Genomic DNA, 13417 nt, shown 5'->3' on the forward strand with positions numbered 1-13417 from the left:
CCGTTTCAAGAGAAGAACATAGGGAGAAAAGCACGAGGATTCCAGCGTTAGCATTCGGGACTGAATTGCGACCGCAACCGAATATGAAGGCCGCCAACAGCGACTATTACAGTTGGCTGACGTTAGATGGATAATTCCGGAAGATCATTATTTATACATGGCACGGCGTTCACCAGCCCAGGCGGCAAACTCCATGATGCCCATTTTCATAGGCTGCAGCGAGAACAGTCCTTCAACAGTGTAGACCACGTCGTTGTCAAGGATGGCTACGACCTCTCGCCATCGCGATTCGCCCCTGCGATAAGCGTTTCGAACGGCGATTTCGTTCACGTTCATGGCATCACTGCTAGCCTATTACGTCGTTGTTGGGAAAAGCCGGGTGCCTTGTCCGCACTAGTGGAGCGAGCGTGCCCCCCCGTTTGAACTTACGGAGTTCTGGTTCCAACCTTTGCCAAACCGTATCATACTGCTTTAATCGGTTATCGCAAAAATCCAAAAATCCAGGAACATGGTCTTTTTGGGGTAGGTGACCACGAAACAGCGATAGCCACGAAGGGATAATTGACGAGGCATTCGCAAGATGAGCGTCAGCCTCTTTTTCGGTCGTGCCACTTCGGAAACTGATATTAAGGGTGATGGCAGATATGATGCTCGCCATCCGGATAGCAGGATGAGGATGCGATCGAGGCTCTAAATCCCACCATAAACTGCTTTCTACCGATGCAAAATATGCCCCACATAAGAAGAAAGCAGCGACAACACAGGTAACGGCGTCGCCTACATCACCAATTGAATTTCTATTTGGGATTTTCCAGGCCGTCCTGCCATCAATCGTGAACATTTCCGGGTTTAGGGCAATTTTTAAGACATGCGTAATGGCGGTGCTGTCCGCGTCCCACTCTAGGGTTTCACGCTCCATTCCTTTGGTGGATTCAAGGTGCCCATCGTCCATTTCAATAATGAGGGCCAATTTACGTTGGGATCCAATCCAGCTCGTATGTCCATTAGAAATATGCGCAAACTCGTGCTGAATTATAAAGTGTGCAGCCAAACGGGTTATATGAAGTGCCAGGCGATCCCGCTCAATATCTTCGAGCGGATCGTCGCATAAATCTATTTCGTTGGTCAGCACCTGCCTTGGGGGTCCAGAAAAATGCCGTGATTTAACTATGTTATTTTCGGCTCCGATATGGGGTAGTAAAAGCCCCTGCGACACGAGTCCTCGCGCTGTCGCCCTTATCAGTCGAACTGTATCACGATAGAGACATATAACGTCCGCGTCATCGAAGCTGGCAGCAAACGCGTTAAGCCCTGGCCGGTCAACCAAATGAATATCTAAGATCATTGGCTCACCAGAACGCAAACAGTTACCGATAAACGGGGTCATGTTAGCGTAGAACTCCGCCACTGCATCCAACCAATCAGGATGATCATCATACGCTAACAACTGCATGCCCTCAGTTGCGGCAAACTCTTCGAATGTGGGCATATTCTCTCGCTCCGCAATCAAACGTCTCGTTCGGCTTTGAACTCTGGTTGGCTTTCATGAACCGTGCCAGCTGCGGCTGGCCCGACCCCGCCGACACCCTGGACTGCTGCCACGATCTGCTCGACGACTGCGGCCGGCGTAAAATGGACCGCCCCCTCGGGCGCCATGCGCATACCGCTGAGCAGGATCGTACACTGGCTGATATCGTCCAAGGCGCGAAACATCGACAGCAACATTGATTCGCGCTGATCGAGCCGATCGCCTCCACGTTGGCCGGTGAGAATGTACGAAACATCGAGGCCATGGCGGGCAATGAGCTCCAAATATTCGCTCCGCATTTCGCGTTCGCCGTTTTCGAAGAAGCTCTGCCGATTGCGAGAAATGCCTATTCTCGCACAGAATTTTCCTTGATGAGGCTCCACGCGCACGCGCTCTTCACGCAGCCGAGACGCATACGGCTCCGTTTTTGAAGAATCTGATTGACGATTCTCCATTTTCATAGAATATTGCACCATAGTTCCACACTTTGAGTGCATCGCACATCATGACCGAGTCTCCAACTGCCTCCGCTGCGCGGAGCGACGACGCACGCGGGTTTACGCCGCAGGCCGTCGCTCAGGCGAAAGCGCGCCTCACTGCGCAGGGGGTCACCTATGCGCAGTGGGCGGACGAGCATGGTTTCTCGCGCCGGCTGGTCTACGAAATTCTGGCCGGCCGCCGCGCCTGCAGGCGGGGCGTGTCGCACCGCGTGGCGGTCGCGCTCGGCCTGAAGAACCCGCAGGCGGCGGCAGCACAGCGGCTGGAAGGGGTGCGGCCATGACCCCTGCTGAAGCCGCACGACATCGCGATCTGGCCGACTCTTTGGCCCAGTTTCTCTATCCGCATGGCGAATGGCCCGTATCGCGTGGGTCATTCCTTGAAGATCGCCTGGCGACTCTTGAAACCGCCGTGCTGATCGCGCGGATCGACGGTTCGGGCAATCTGCCCATGATGAAGGCCATGCGTCAGGTGTTGCAGGGGCTGGCGGATGTCACCCGCCTTCAGATCGCGGCGGCCTCTGCTATTCAATCCGCAGAGCTTGACGGACATCGGCCGTGAGTTCCGCCGCGTCTTCAGCCCCGGCGACTTGGCTCGCCGCCAGCTCGATCTGGCTGCAAACCTCTTCCACTGTTTCCCGGCTGATGATGCCAGATGTCGCGAGCCCGGTGAGAAGTCCGCGGGCGATCGCAAAGATAGCAGGGTCCATGATTTCCGTCCTTCGTGTGTGTGTAGGAATTCACACGATAGCCGGCCGGGGTCGGGCGTCCAGCCCGGCCCCCAAAGGACAGGTGCGCCGGGCGTCCAGCCCGGTCCCTGAAGGCGCGATGCCCCATGATCTTGCGCAGCGGTCACTCCTCCGAGCTATGCAGCTCGCATTTCCCCGTCTTCCCCAAACGCCGCGTCCCTTTGGGATGCGCCAACAGCCCGTGGCCCCCGGCTCCCGTCTGCGACCCTATGCCGGGGCCATCACTGCCGCCGCCGATCCCATTATTGACCGCTCGGTATCGGCGGCGGCCTTCTTCTTACCGACAGGGCGCGCCGGCCGCCCTGGACCTGTCGCAGCCTGGCCGGGCGCGAGGTTCATCCCCTGCCTTCGGGTCGCACTGACGACGCGGGGAGCCGGCAGCATTTTCGGGTGGCGCGCATGACCAAGGTGCGCGCACCCATCTCGATCGACACCGCCCTCGCCCGCATCGCCGGTCAAGTCGATGGCGGCTGGGAGGCCATGGCCGTCCATGTCGGCTATCAGCCCCGTACGGTGCGCGCCTGGGGCGACGCCGATCGCGACGAACACATAAGCCTGCGGGCCGCAATCTTGCTGGACGTCCTTTTCCAGCAGCATGGCGGCACCGGCGCGCCTCTTTATGAAGCGCATGGCGACATGGTCACCGCCGCGCAGGCGATCGCCTTCGCCGACAAGTTGGAACTGCAGCGCGAGACGATCGCCTTCATGCAGGAAAACACCGACGCCGAAACCGCGCTGCTGGAACTCAGCCTGCCCGACGCCGGCCCGGCCGAGGAGGCCAGGGCTCAACGCGAAATGCTGCAGGTTCGCCAGAAGGCGGATGAAATCCTGACTCGCCTCGGCCGTCATCCCCCCTGACGGCCGGGGCGGGGACGCCCGCCGGCAATCAAAACACGATCAAGAAATAGACCGGCCCGGCGCTCCTGATGCGCTTTCGGGCAGGCTTTCGTGCTGCCCGGAGACTGGTGATGAAGGATCGGAAAAAATGGGCTGACGCCATGTTTCGTGGCCGACAGAACGCCACGATGGCGCGCTACGCAATGCCGCGCGATTTGCGGCCAACATTCGCTCTGCTGGCCCGCAACAGCTTCGCCACCGCTCGCTTTCACCGGACCTTCGGCCTGTGACGCCCGGAACCTATCTGCAGAAGCGCCGCATTGCTGCAGACCTGTCGATCATGGACGTGGCGGCGATGGTCCACACCAACCCGCGCCTGGGCGGCATCGACAAGGTTGCCTGGATCGACCGGATCGAGAAGGACATCGCGGCGCTCAGCCCCGATGTCATCGCCACCCTGGCGGACGCCTTCCGTTTTTCGCGCACCATCCTGCTGCAACTCATCACCATCCGCAGCTTCGGGCCTGACGCCGTCGATCCCGAACCCCGCATCTGCATCATCTGCGGTTGCAGCCAGAACGACGCGTGCGTCGATCCCGCCGCCGACACCGGCTGCGCCTGGTCGGATCGATGCGCGGATCTCTGCACCGCCTGTATCGGAAAGGATCTGCCCCATGCGGCATGACGCTATCCACCCCATGGGCTGCGCCTGCGAACGCTGCGCCCCAAGCCGGGCCAGTCAGGCCCACGGCGCCCGACCCTATCCCGCACCGGCCGTCGATCCACGCGACCTCGATGCGCTGCGCAAGGGGATGATCGCCGGCCTGTGGGTCGGCGGTCTCCTCGCGGCCGGCAAGTTCGGCCCGTCCATCATCGACTGGATGGCAGGGCAGTGACCATGGCCCTCACCGATCAGGATATCGAGGCGATCGCCATCGTCAGCCAGGCCATGTCATCCGGCTTCATCCTCGCCGGCGCCACCATCATGGCGCCTTTCGCAAGCGACCCGAAGATCAGCCCGCTGGGCATGCTCCTGGGCGTTGCACAGTCGCACATCGACGGCCTCGCCTCGGCGCTCGCCACCCTGGAACCGACCACGCGCGACAACCTCATCGCGTCCGTGCCGGCGCAGCTGAAGGCGATCATCGAAAGGGCGGGATCATGATCGAAGGGATCGCGCCTTTTTCGTCGCCCGTGCTCCTGACGGATGACGGCAGCGCATGGGTGCCCGACGCATTTGCCGCCGGCCACTATCGGTTGCTGCCCATCTGTAAAGGCATCGAAATGGGATGGGCGCCGGTCGAGCAAATCTCCAAGGCCATCATCGTTTTCGCGGGCGGCACGCCCATGTCGCCCACCGGTGAAATCGTAGCTACCGCACTGTCTCGCGACGGCTTGTCGCGCCTCATCGCCGATCTGCAGTCGATCGACCGGCAGTGGAGTGCCATGTGATGGGCGGCAAGCGGATCCTCTCAGACCAGCAGCTGGACGAGATGGCCGCGCTTCGCGAGCGCGGGTGGAGCATCGACCGGATCGCCGAATATTTCACGGCCGCCGGCACGCCGATCAGTGCGTCCTCGATCAACTGGCAATGCATGCGGGTAGGCGCCGACGCACCGCCCAGGCTGCGCGGCAAGCACACACGGCCTGGTGCTCCCTATGTTCGATATGGCTTCACGGTTCGCCCATGGACCGATGAAGATGATGCCCTGCTGGTCGAGCTCGAAGTCGCGGGCAAGAAGATGCGGGAAATATGCCGCCGGCTCGGCCGCGCCAACAGCAGTGTGCGCGGTCGGTTGCTAACCCTCGCCCGCCGCGACGCTCGCCGCGAAGAGAAGGCTGGCTGATGCGTCCGCGTCTTACCCCCTACAGCCCTGCCGAGCTACGCGCCATGCGCGCCGAAGGCGACAGCGTCGCGCAGATCCATGCGCGCGCCTATCGCCTGGACAGGTCGATGAGCAAGGATCGCATCCGCGCAATCCTGTTCGAACAGGCGGCCGCATGATGTGCCAGGGCCTGCACCACCGCCTCGCGCAAAGCCACGCCCGCCTTCGCCGCGGCATGGTGTGGTGCAAGGCCTGCGGCCGATCGGCGCCGGTCGATCCTGCTGGCGCTCTTCGCCACGGCTGGCCGCGTTGCTGCGGCGCCACAATGACCATCGATGCACCGGAGGAGCGCCTATCATGACGATTATCACGCCACAGGTCTGGCAATGCGACCGCTGCAATCATGAGACGCCGCCACTCCCGACCCGTCCCCAAGGCTGGACCCATATCTCCGTAGATATTGGAATGGTGAAGCGCTCCGATGTGCCAACGGGAGTCCGCGGAAACGAGGATCTGTGCCCCGACTGCACGCAGAATTTCTTCGATTTTCACCGGGCGCCTTGGGTCGCAAAGAGCGCACCGCCCGCTTCTGGCCGCACCGACCGCGAACTGGTCGACCGCGGGAACGCGCTCGCGCAGCGGATCGCGCGCGAGATCTTCGGCTTGCAGACGCCCGATGAACTGCGCGTCTACGAGATGCAGGATCCGCGCATGAAGCACGCGTGGAACGCCGCGACGATCGCCTTCGAGGAATTGCTGAGCACACCACTGGCGGACGCCTTGGAGAATGTGCTCGCCGATGATCCCGCGACGGCCGGCGAGGATGAGCCGACATGACCCCCAACCCGGGGCATCGTCCGGCGGAGGCCAAGGGCAAACGCATCAGGGTTTGGCTGGCGCATGGCGGCATCGGCGCGACCTATGACGACGCGCCTTCGCCGGGCTGGTCCGCGGACGATTGCAACTGGTCGATCCAGGGCTGGCCCTTCGACATAGCCTTTTATGCGGTGCTGCGATGATGCGCGCCGCGGCCGCCCTTTGCAGCTGCGCCGAATGTCGCGCGCTCGATATCGAATTTCCCAATGAGGGGCGCCAGCTCGCGCTGATTGCATCCCGTCCAGATCGCTCGTCTGCCAATCCGCACTCACCCACGGCAGACGATGCGCCCCCGCGCCGGGCGAATGCCCTGTCCCGGCGCGGGGAAACTTCCCCACCAAACCTCCCCGCAAAGGAGAATCTGCCCAGGAGAAGCCCCATGTCTGTTACGACAATGACGATCGGCGAGCTATGTGTTTCGCCGTACAACTGCCGCACCAACGAGGTTGACGCCAATGCTGTCGCCGGCATGGCGGGATCGCTCCTGAAGCGCGGTCAGCTTTATCCCTTGGTCGTTCACCCCATGACCCCCGCGAAAGGGAAAAAGCGTCAATATGGCGCGCTTGCCGGCGGCCGACGATACCGCGCGTTTAGCCTGCTCATCACCCAGGGCAAGCTCCCCGCCGACCATCCCATCGATGTCATCGTCAGGGACATTACCGACGAGGGCGAACTGCGCGAACTGAGTCTCGCTGAAAATCTCGTGCGCGTAGAACTCAGGCCCTACGAAGTCTTCGCCGCGGTCGCACGCGCCCATACCAAGGGGCGGTCGCTGAAAGAGATCGCGGAAACCAACGGCCAGACGATCGAGACCGTGCGCGGGTGGGCACGCCTCGGCGGCCTGCACCCAACGATCTTCGCGGCGCTTGAAGCCGGCACAATCAGCCAGGAACAGGCCAAGGCCTATGGGGCGACCGAGCATCAGCATTTGCAGTTGAAGGTGTTCGAACAGATCGAGCGGTCGGGCATGTCGTCCAGCGCCGCCGGCATCCGACGTCTGCTGAAGGTCGGCGACAGCGAACTGTCCAAGCTGCTCAGCTTTGTCGGAGAGAAAGCCTATGGCGAAGCGGGCGGACGCTACGAGCTCGATCTCTTCGCCGACCAGGCCGACGAGCGCGGCCGCGTGGAAGATGAAGAGTTGCTGATGCGGCTGGCCGATGAGAAGCTCGAGCGCACACGCACGCTGCTTCGCCAGCAGGTTCAGAACCATACGCCCAGTCGTATCCTCCGGTTCGAAGCCAACCCGCCACGCGATTCCAATTTTGGCGGCCCGGCACGCGATCTGGAAATCAGCGCGGATCCGGCAGACGTCGACGCGGCCGATGCGGAACGCTCGGCCTTCATCCAGAATGAAATGGCGGAACTGGAGCATCAGGCCAGACAGTTGCTTGCCGACCCGGGACTTGAACAGGCCGCATGTGCCGTGGGCATCGCCGCCATCGATGAGGACTACGAACCGCTAGAGGCGGAACTGGCCGCCATCGACTTGCGCCGCAGCCTCACCCTTCCTGCAGGCGACATCTTCGCCACCCTGGAGATCGAGCAGGATGGGAAACTCGAAACCCGTTTCTGGTGGGCCAGCCGCAAGGCGAAACGCGACGCGGAAAAGCCGCCGACGCCGGCCCGGCCGATATCGACCGGGCCGATCGCCAAGGCCGCTGCGACCGCGGCGAGCGCAGCGCTGCGAGATTTGATGCTAAGGCCAGCGCCCGGCGGCAGGGCGATCGAGCAAAGCACGGGCTTTGACGAACGGATGAAGGCTGATGCGGCGATCAGGGAAGACTATGGCCTGACAGCGGATGCCCTGCAGATTATGCGCAGTTTACGCCGCGAGGTGCTGCGCTGCGCGCTCCTCGACGATGCCGAACGCGACGGCGTCGTTGGCCGGGATTATGCCATGTGGAGCCTGCTGCGGTTCGAACTGAGCGGCGGCTACGGCCACCAGGTCGGCACACGCCGACTTGCCCCCGGCTATGAGCCGTCGATGGAGCATTCGCAGGCGGTACTGCCGCATGTGAAGCGGTCGCTTGCCGGGATGCGGTGGCGCAAGGAACTGGCCCAGCTCGGTGCCCACGCCAGCATGGCCGACAGAGATTTAGTCGCTGCCTTTCGAGCATTCAGTGCGGAGAGTGAGGAATGGAAGAACAAAGCGGTCGCTTTCCTCGCCGGCACAATGCTGGAGCGCAGTCTCGCCGCGCCAGGCTACCAGATTCCCCTTCATGATCTTCTCGCCGCGCGCGCGGATCTTAAGGACGCGGACATCCATGCTTATGCCGAGCCCACCGAAGAGCTCATCGGCCTTTTGCCTAAGGCGCACCGTCTGACCATTGCGCAACGGCATGTCGACAAAATGGCGTTCGGTACATGGGCAAAGCTGAAGGCTTCCGAACTGACAGCGCCTGTTACCCGCGCCCTGCGAAAAGGGAAGTGGGTCCATCCCCTGATGCGCTTCGAGCGGCTGCCATCGTCGGCCGCCCCGACCAAGGTACAGGAGGCAGCGGAGTGAGCAGCTTTGTCGAGTTCCTGCTGGCCGCCATCATCGACAGGTTGCCGCGGTCATCTGAAGACTGGCAGCCAGGTGACCTGGCTGTGTGCCTTGGAATTGAGGGCGGGATGAAGGATGCAATTGAACCGGCGCAGGGTGATGTGCTGCGGGTATCACGCATCTGCATGGGGGGATTGTTCCTGCACTTTGAAGGCAAGCCCGACACTCGCCATTGGCTGGCCGCGTTCTTCCGGAAGGTAAAACCAGACACCGAGCCTGCGGCCGATGAGGAATGGGTGGAGCAGCTCCAGCGCTTCAGGCGGAAGGTGCCGGCATGAGTCCCGAGGTCACGCTCGTGACGGACGTCGCGACGATCGCACCCGACGATCGCATCCTAACCTTGCAGCAGGTCAGGCAGATCGTCCCCAAAGACAAGGCGACGATCTATCGCTGGATCCAACAGGGAATCTTCCCCGACCGCTACCGGATCGGCCCGGGCAGCGTCGGCTGGCTGCAGTCGGAGGTCATGGCGTGGCTGGCCAGGCAGACCCGAAAACCACCCTCCTGACGGGGTCACAGTTGGGGGTCTTAGTATTTATCGGGGAAAACAGAAGCCATGTTTCAAGCCATTTTCAGCACTCAATTCGAAACCCACCGCTTCCGCCATCATCCCCCCTCGCCATCCGTCTTCAGCCGATAGCCGATGCCCGGTTCGTTGCCGATGATTTGCGGCCGTTGCGGATCATCCTCCAGCTTGTGGCGCAGTGTGCGGACCAGGACGCGCAGATATTCGACATGATGGTCGACCTCGCGCGGCCAGACCTGCGCCATGATCTGGCCATGGGTGATGACCCGGCCGGGAAATTTCGCCAACTGGACCAGCACGCCATATTCCTTGGGCGTCAGATGCACTTCATGGCCCCTCTTGCGCACGATCCGCGCCAGCAGGTCGATCTCCACATCACCAGCCTTCACCGCAGTCGCCCCGCCATCCCGCGTCAGCCGGTTGCGCAGCGCGACGCGGAGCCGCGCCAGCAGTTCGTCGGTGTCGAACGGCTTGGTCAGATAATCGTCGGCGCCCAGATCCAGCGCCGCCACCTTCTGCTCGGTCGCCTCGCGCGCGGACACGACCACCAGCGTCGCGTCGGACCGCTGCTTGATCAGCGGTACCAGTTCCAGTCCGTCGCGATCGGGCAGCCCCAGGTCGAGGATAACGATATCGGGCGACGCCTCGCGCAGCCGGTCGAGCGCCTCGCGCGCATCCTGCGCCTCCACCGTCTCATAATCGGCGCGAGCCAGCGCGCTATGGATCAGGCGGCGGATATGTAGTTCGTCATCGACGATCAGCACTTTATGGCGGGTGGTCATGGTCGGTCGTCCTGGGGCATATCCTTGATGATGCAATTTTCGGGGATGCGGAGGGTGAAGCAGGCGCCCGGCGGATCATCGATATTGGCGGCCTGCGCAGTCAATCCCATGGCTTGCGCGAACCCCTTGACGATGGCGAGGCCCAGACCCGTGCCATGTTTGGCGCGATCGGTCCCCTCGATACGGGTGAAACTGTCGAACAGGCGGCTTTCCGCACCCGGCGGGATGCCCGGCCCCTGGTCGATCACCGACAGCAGCAGCGCGTCGGCCGTCCGGCCACCGTGGATGGTGACGGGCGTGCCGGGATCGCCATAGCGCCCGGCATTGTCGAGCAGGTTCAAGAGAATATGGTGCAACAGGACCGGATCGACCCGGACCAGCGGAATGTCGGGCGGAATATCGACCTTCACCTCCCGACCGGCGAGCGACTGGCGGGTGTCCTGCACCGCACTGGCGACCGCGTCGAACAGGTCGGTCGCCTCGATCCGCATCGGCAGCGCCCCGGCCTCGACCCGCGCCATGTCCAGCAGGTTGGCGACGAAACGATTGAGCCGCAGCGCCTCCCCCTCGATCAGTTCGGCCAGCGGCAGCGCATGATCCCGGCGCAATTCCTGCGCCGCCGACAATATGGTGGTCAGCGGGGTGCGCAGATCGTGACTGACCGAGGACAGCAACGCCGCGCGCAGCCGGTCGCGCTCGCGCACATGGCGCACGTCCAGCATCTGTTCTTCCAGCGCCATCCGATCGAGCGCGATCGCCGCCTGGTCGAGCAGGCTGATGAGCAGCGGCATCTGGTCGGGGCGCAGCGCCAGCCCGGCGTCGTCGCGCGCGATGCCAAGCACCCCCAGCACGCCCCGCTGGGTATGGAGCGGATGGAACAGCCAGTCGGACGCGGTCAGGGTGGACGATCCGCGCCCGGCTGGCTGGACATTGTCCATCGCCCATTGTGCTGCCGCCTTCTCGATCTGCTCCATCCGGTCTTCGGGGGGAAAGGCAGCGCGCAGGGTCGGCCCGATAGCGGATGGGGTAAGCAACACCGTGCGCACGTCGAGCAGGCGGGCGACTTCGGCGCAGACGCCCTGCATGAGTTCGTCCTGGCTGGCCGCGACAGTCAGGTGGCGGGAAAAGCCCGCCAGCGCCGCATTCTGCCGCGCGCTTTCCCCCGCGAGATTGGCCTGCGCGCGCACGCCCGCGGCAAATTGCGCGGTCACGATGGCGACGCCCAGCAGCACGAGGATAGAGATGATATTTTCCGGGTTGCTTACCGTCAGCGTGCCTGTCGGCGGCAGGAAGAAGAAATTATAGGCCAGGCTCGACGCCAGTCCGCCGAACAATCCGGCGCGCAGGCCATAGGAGGCGGCCGCGAACATGACGGGGACGAGGTAGAGCAAGGCGATGTTGCCCAGGTCGATCGCCTCGACCAGCAGCCGGCTGATCGCCGTCATCGCCACGACCGCGAGCAACGTCAGGATATAATCGGCTGGCCTGCCCCACCCGCCCGTCATCGCCCTGGAACGGACCTGCGTCGGCGCATCCTCGTCCGATGGCAGTACATGCACCGCCACCCGTCCGATGTCGCGCACCAGCCGGTCGACCACCGATCCATGCCGCAATTCGAACCACCAGGACCGGGTGGATTTGCCGATGACGATCTGCGTCGCGCGCGCCTCCACCGCAAAGCGGCGCAGCCCTTCGACCACATTGCGTGCCGGGATGCTGGCGGTCGCCGCCCCCAGCCGCGACGCCAGCGCCAGCGTTTCGGCCAGTCCCTGCCGCTCCGAATCGGACAGGATCGCGCTGCGACGGGTTTCGATATGCACCGCGGTCCAGGGCGCGCGCAGCGCGTCGGCCAGCCGCTTGGCGGCGCGGACCAGCCCCGGCGCGCTCGGTTGCTCGCTGATCGCAACGACCACCCGCTCCCCCACCGCAAAGCTGCCGGCCAGCGCATGGGCGCGGACATAGTCCAGCATCTGTGCGTCCACCGCCTGCGCCGCCCGGCGCAGCGCCAATTCGCGCAGCGCGGTAAGGTTCGACTTTGAAAAGAAATGGGTGAGCGCCCGGCTGGCCTCCTGCGGGATATAGACTTTGCCGTCCTTCAGCCGCTCGATCAGTTCGTCGGGGGGCAGGTCCACCACCTCGATTTCCGCATCCTCCAGCACGCTATCGGGTACGGTCTCGCGCACCCGGACGCGGGTGAAGGAGGCGACGACATCGTTCAGGCTTTCGAGATGCTGGATGTTCAGCGTCGAATAGACGTCGATCCCCGCCGCCAGCAATTCTTCGACATCCTGATAGCGTTTGGGATGGCGACTGCCCGGCGCATTGCTGTGCGCCAGTTCATCCACCAGCGCCAGTTGTGGACGCCGCGCCAGAATGGCGTCGATGTCCATCTCGGTCAGGCTGTGATTCTGGTGGGGGACGATTTGGCGCGGGATCAGTTCATGGCCATGGACCAGCGCTTCCGTTTCGCGACGGCCATGGGTCTCGACGATGCCGACCACCACATCCGCTCCGGCCCTGGCGCGCTGCGCCCCTTCGGTCAGCATTTCATAGGTCTTGCCGACGCCGGGCGCGGAACCCAGGAAGATTTTCAGACGCCCGCGGCCTTCCTGCGCGGCGGCGCGCAGAAAGGCTTCGGGGTCCGGGCGCGCAGCGTCGTTCACCGCGCCTGCTTAGCGCCAATCGTGTCCAGCCGTCGATTCAGTTCGAACAGATTGACCCGCGCTTCGCCCAGAAACCCCAGCAGCGGCCGTTCGACGCTGGCCGAAACCAGCAACCGGACCTGCCGCGGGTCCATGCCGCGCGCCTTGGCGACGCGATCGACCTGATAAAAAGCCGCCTCTGGACCGATATGAGGGTCAAGTCCGGAGGCGGAGGCTGTCACCAGATCGGACGGAACGGGGCGATCGGGTGTGGCAGTCTTATAGGATGCGATATCGGCCTTCACCCGGTCGACCAGCGCCTGGCTTGTAGGGCCGAGGTTGGAGCCGGAAGAGGCGAGGCCATCATAGCCCTTGCCCGCCGCCGACGGGCGGCTGTGGAAATAGCGGTCCGACGTAAAGGCCTGGCCGACGATGGTGGAGCCGATGACGACGCCTTTGTCGCGGACCAGGCTGCCATTGGCCTGGGCCGGGAAGAGCGCCTGCCCTGCCCCCGTCAACGCCAGCGGATAGGCGATGCCGAGCAGTAGCGCGAAGAGCAAGGTCATGACGAGGGCCGGACGGATGGCGGATGTGATATCATGGAACATC

The 13417-nt window shown here is 63.2% G+C and carries 22 protein-coding genes; 15 read left to right on the forward strand and 7 right to left on the reverse strand.

Annotated features, from left to right (window positions below):
- Positions 1-147 precede the first annotated feature (147 nt).
- From SBA_RS12155 to SBA_RS12165, 3 genes are read right to left on the reverse strand one after another with little or no spacing between them, the layout of a single operon-like run.
- Positions 148-336, reverse strand: a complete 189-nt coding sequence (locus SBA_RS12155; protein ID WP_261934623.1) for a hypothetical protein — start codon at positions 334-336, stop codon at positions 148-150.
- A 10-nt stretch (positions 337-346) separates the two neighbouring features.
- Positions 347-1489 (reverse strand): hypothetical protein, encoded by a 1143-nt coding sequence (locus SBA_RS12160; protein WP_261934624.1) that lies wholly within the window; start codon positions 1487-1489, stop codon positions 347-349.
- Between the two features lie 17 nt (positions 1490-1506).
- Positions 1507-1989, reverse strand: coding sequence for a helix-turn-helix domain-containing protein (locus tag SBA_RS12165; RefSeq protein WP_261934625.1), 483 nt, complete (start codon positions 1987-1989; stop codon positions 1507-1509).
- 44 nt (positions 1990-2033) lie between these two features.
- Here SBA_RS12165 and SBA_RS12170 point away from each other — a divergent pair, with 44 nt between their 5' ends.
- Both SBA_RS12170 and SBA_RS12175 read left to right on the forward strand, forming a co-directional pair.
- Positions 2034-2309 (forward strand): DNA-binding protein, encoded by a 276-nt coding sequence (locus tag SBA_RS12170; protein WP_261934626.1) that lies wholly within the window; start codon positions 2034-2036, stop codon positions 2307-2309.
- Positions 2306-2587, forward strand: coding sequence for a hypothetical protein (locus SBA_RS12175; protein ID WP_261934627.1), 282 nt, complete (start codon positions 2306-2308; stop codon positions 2585-2587). The genes SBA_RS12170 and SBA_RS12175 overlap by 4 nt, the downstream gene beginning before the upstream one ends.
- Here SBA_RS12175 and SBA_RS12180 read toward each other — a convergent pair.
- Positions 2550-2735, reverse strand: coding sequence for a hypothetical protein (locus tag SBA_RS12180; protein WP_261934628.1), 186 nt, complete (start codon positions 2733-2735; stop codon positions 2550-2552). The genes SBA_RS12175 and SBA_RS12180 overlap by 38 nt on opposite strands.
- Positions 2736-3173: 438 nt before the next feature.
- Between SBA_RS12180 and SBA_RS12185 the strand changes: the two genes are divergently transcribed.
- The 13 genes from SBA_RS12185 to SBA_RS12245 all read left to right on the forward strand — a co-directional run bounded on the left by SBA_RS12185 (position 3174) and on the right by SBA_RS12245 (position 9366).
- Entirely contained in the window at positions 3174-3632 is a 459-nt protein-coding gene (locus SBA_RS12185; RefSeq protein ID WP_261934629.1) for a hypothetical protein, read from the forward strand.
- A gap of 110 nt (positions 3633-3742) precedes the next feature.
- Entirely contained in the window at positions 3743-3901 is a 159-nt protein-coding gene (locus SBA_RS12190; RefSeq protein WP_261934630.1) for a hypothetical protein, read from the forward strand.
- Positions 3898-4296 carry a helix-turn-helix domain-containing protein gene (locus SBA_RS12195; protein WP_261934631.1) on the forward strand — a complete coding sequence of 133 codons (399 nt, stop codon included), beginning with the start codon at positions 3898-3900 and terminating at the stop codon, positions 4294-4296. Before SBA_RS12190 ends, SBA_RS12195 begins: the two co-directional genes overlap by 4 nt.
- Positions 4286-4507: a hypothetical protein gene (locus tag SBA_RS12200; RefSeq protein WP_261934632.1), complete on the forward strand. Its 222-nt coding sequence runs from the start codon at positions 4286-4288 to the stop codon at positions 4505-4507. The genes SBA_RS12195 and SBA_RS12200 overlap by 11 nt, the downstream gene beginning before the upstream one ends.
- Positions 4508-4509: 2 nt before the next feature.
- Positions 4510-4776 carry a hypothetical protein gene (locus tag SBA_RS12205; protein ID WP_261934633.1) on the forward strand — a complete coding sequence of 89 codons (267 nt, stop codon included), beginning with the start codon at positions 4510-4512 and terminating at the stop codon, positions 4774-4776.
- Positions 4773-5063 carry a hypothetical protein gene (locus tag SBA_RS12210; RefSeq protein WP_261934634.1) on the forward strand — a complete coding sequence of 97 codons (291 nt, stop codon included), beginning with the start codon at positions 4773-4775 and terminating at the stop codon, positions 5061-5063. The genes SBA_RS12205 and SBA_RS12210 overlap by 4 nt, the downstream gene beginning before the upstream one ends.
- Positions 5060-5458: a hypothetical protein gene (locus SBA_RS12215; protein WP_261934635.1), complete on the forward strand. Its 399-nt coding sequence runs from the start codon at positions 5060-5062 to the stop codon at positions 5456-5458. Before SBA_RS12210 ends, SBA_RS12215 begins: the two co-directional genes overlap by 4 nt.
- A complete protein-coding gene (locus tag SBA_RS12220) occupies positions 5458-5616 on the forward strand; it encodes a hypothetical protein (RefSeq protein ID WP_261934636.1) in 159 nt (52 codons plus the stop codon). Before SBA_RS12215 ends, SBA_RS12220 begins: the two co-directional genes overlap by 1 nt.
- Before the next feature lie 178 nt (positions 5617-5794).
- Positions 5795-6274, forward strand: coding sequence for a hypothetical protein (locus tag SBA_RS12225; protein WP_261934637.1), 480 nt, complete (start codon positions 5795-5797; stop codon positions 6272-6274).
- Positions 6271-6456, forward strand: a complete 186-nt coding sequence (locus SBA_RS12230) for a hypothetical protein (RefSeq protein ID WP_261934638.1) — start codon at positions 6271-6273, stop codon at positions 6454-6456. Before SBA_RS12225 ends, SBA_RS12230 begins: the two co-directional genes overlap by 4 nt.
- Positions 6453-8819, forward strand: coding sequence for a ParB/RepB/Spo0J family partition protein (locus tag SBA_RS12235; RefSeq protein WP_261934639.1), 2367 nt, complete (start codon positions 6453-6455; stop codon positions 8817-8819). The genes SBA_RS12230 and SBA_RS12235 overlap by 4 nt, the downstream gene beginning before the upstream one ends.
- Positions 8816-9136 carry a hypothetical protein gene (locus SBA_RS12240; protein WP_261934640.1) on the forward strand — a complete coding sequence of 107 codons (321 nt, stop codon included), beginning with the start codon at positions 8816-8818 and terminating at the stop codon, positions 9134-9136. The genes SBA_RS12235 and SBA_RS12240 overlap by 4 nt, the downstream gene beginning before the upstream one ends.
- The gene (locus SBA_RS12245; RefSeq protein ID WP_261934641.1) at positions 9133-9366 is read left to right on the forward strand and encodes a helix-turn-helix transcriptional regulator; all 234 of its coding nucleotides are present in this window, start codon (positions 9133-9135) and stop codon (positions 9364-9366) included. Before SBA_RS12240 ends, SBA_RS12245 begins: the two co-directional genes overlap by 4 nt.
- Before the next feature lie 98 nt (positions 9367-9464).
- Here SBA_RS12245 and SBA_RS12250 read toward each other — a convergent pair whose 3' ends face one another.
- The 3 genes from SBA_RS12250 to kdpC are packed head-to-tail and all read right to left on the reverse strand — an operon-like array spanning position 9465 to position 13416.
- Positions 9465-10166: a response regulator gene (locus SBA_RS12250; protein WP_261934642.1), complete on the reverse strand. Its 702-nt coding sequence runs from the start codon at positions 10164-10166 to the stop codon at positions 9465-9467.
- A complete protein-coding gene (locus SBA_RS12255) occupies positions 10163-12829 on the reverse strand; it encodes a sensor histidine kinase (protein ID WP_261934643.1) in 2667 nt (888 codons plus the stop codon). The genes SBA_RS12250 and SBA_RS12255 overlap by 4 nt, the downstream gene beginning before the upstream one ends.
- Complete coding sequence (kdpC, locus tag SBA_RS12260) at positions 12826-13416, reverse strand: potassium-transporting ATPase subunit KdpC (RefSeq protein WP_261934644.1); 591 nt, start codon at positions 13414-13416, stop codon at positions 12826-12828. The genes SBA_RS12255 and kdpC overlap by 4 nt, the downstream gene beginning before the upstream one ends.
- Between the last annotated feature and the right edge of the window lies 1 nt (position 13417).

This window comes from Sphingomonas bisphenolicum, assembly GCF_024349785.1.
Classification (GTDB): Bacteria; Pseudomonadota; Alphaproteobacteria; order Sphingomonadales; family Sphingomonadaceae; genus Sphingobium; species Sphingobium bisphenolicum.

What these genes read in the sequence shown, in the direction of transcription:
- SBA_RS12235 (WP_261934639.1), top strand. Translation starts at nt 6,453, where the DNA reads ATGATGCGCGCCGCGGCCGCCCTTTGCAGCTGCGCCGAATGTCGCGCG.
- SBA_RS12225 (WP_261934637.1), top strand. Translation starts at nt 5,795, where the DNA reads ATGACGATTATCACGCCACAGGTCTGGCAATGCGACCGCTGCAATCAT.
- SBA_RS12180 (WP_261934628.1), bottom strand. Translation starts at nt 2,735, where the DNA reads ATGGACCCTGCTATCTTTGCGATCGCCCGCGGACTTCTCACCGGGCTC.
- SBA_RS12175 (WP_261934627.1), top strand. Translation starts at nt 2,306, where the DNA reads ATGACCCCTGCTGAAGCCGCACGACATCGCGATCTGGCCGACTCTTTG.
- SBA_RS12230 (WP_261934638.1), top strand. Translation starts at nt 6,271, where the DNA reads ATGACCCCCAACCCGGGGCATCGTCCGGCGGAGGCCAAGGGCAAACGC.
- kdpC (WP_261934644.1), bottom strand. Translation starts at nt 13,416, where the DNA reads ATGTTCCATGATATCACATCCGCCATCCGTCCGGCCCTCGTCATGACC.
- SBA_RS12220 (WP_261934636.1), top strand. Translation starts at nt 5,458, where the DNA reads ATGCGTCCGCGTCTTACCCCCTACAGCCCTGCCGAGCTACGCGCCATG.
- SBA_RS12155 (WP_261934623.1), bottom strand. Translation starts at nt 336, where the DNA reads ATGAACGTGAACGAAATCGCCGTTCGAAACGCTTATCGCAGGGGCGAA.
- SBA_RS12190 (WP_261934630.1), top strand. Translation starts at nt 3,743, where the DNA reads ATGAAGGATCGGAAAAAATGGGCTGACGCCATGTTTCGTGGCCGACAG.
- SBA_RS12160 (WP_261934624.1), bottom strand. Translation starts at nt 1,489, where the DNA reads ATGCCCACATTCGAAGAGTTTGCCGCAACTGAGGGCATGCAGTTGTTA.
- SBA_RS12205 (WP_261934633.1), top strand. Translation starts at nt 4,510, where the DNA reads ATGGCCCTCACCGATCAGGATATCGAGGCGATCGCCATCGTCAGCCAG.
- SBA_RS12185 (WP_261934629.1), top strand. Translation starts at nt 3,174, where the DNA reads ATGACCAAGGTGCGCGCACCCATCTCGATCGACACCGCCCTCGCCCGC.
- SBA_RS12245 (WP_261934641.1), top strand. Translation starts at nt 9,133, where the DNA reads ATGAGTCCCGAGGTCACGCTCGTGACGGACGTCGCGACGATCGCACCC.
- SBA_RS12200 (WP_261934632.1), top strand. Translation starts at nt 4,286, where the DNA reads ATGCGGCATGACGCTATCCACCCCATGGGCTGCGCCTGCGAACGCTGC.
- SBA_RS12210 (WP_261934634.1), top strand. Translation starts at nt 4,773, where the DNA reads ATGATCGAAGGGATCGCGCCTTTTTCGTCGCCCGTGCTCCTGACGGAT.
- SBA_RS12250 (WP_261934642.1), bottom strand. Translation starts at nt 10,166, where the DNA reads ATGACCACCCGCCATAAAGTGCTGATCGTCGATGACGAACTACATATC.
- SBA_RS12170 (WP_261934626.1), top strand. Translation starts at nt 2,034, where the DNA reads ATGACCGAGTCTCCAACTGCCTCCGCTGCGCGGAGCGACGACGCACGC.
- SBA_RS12165 (WP_261934625.1), bottom strand. Translation starts at nt 1,989, where the DNA reads ATGAAAATGGAGAATCGTCAATCAGATTCTTCAAAAACGGAGCCGTAT.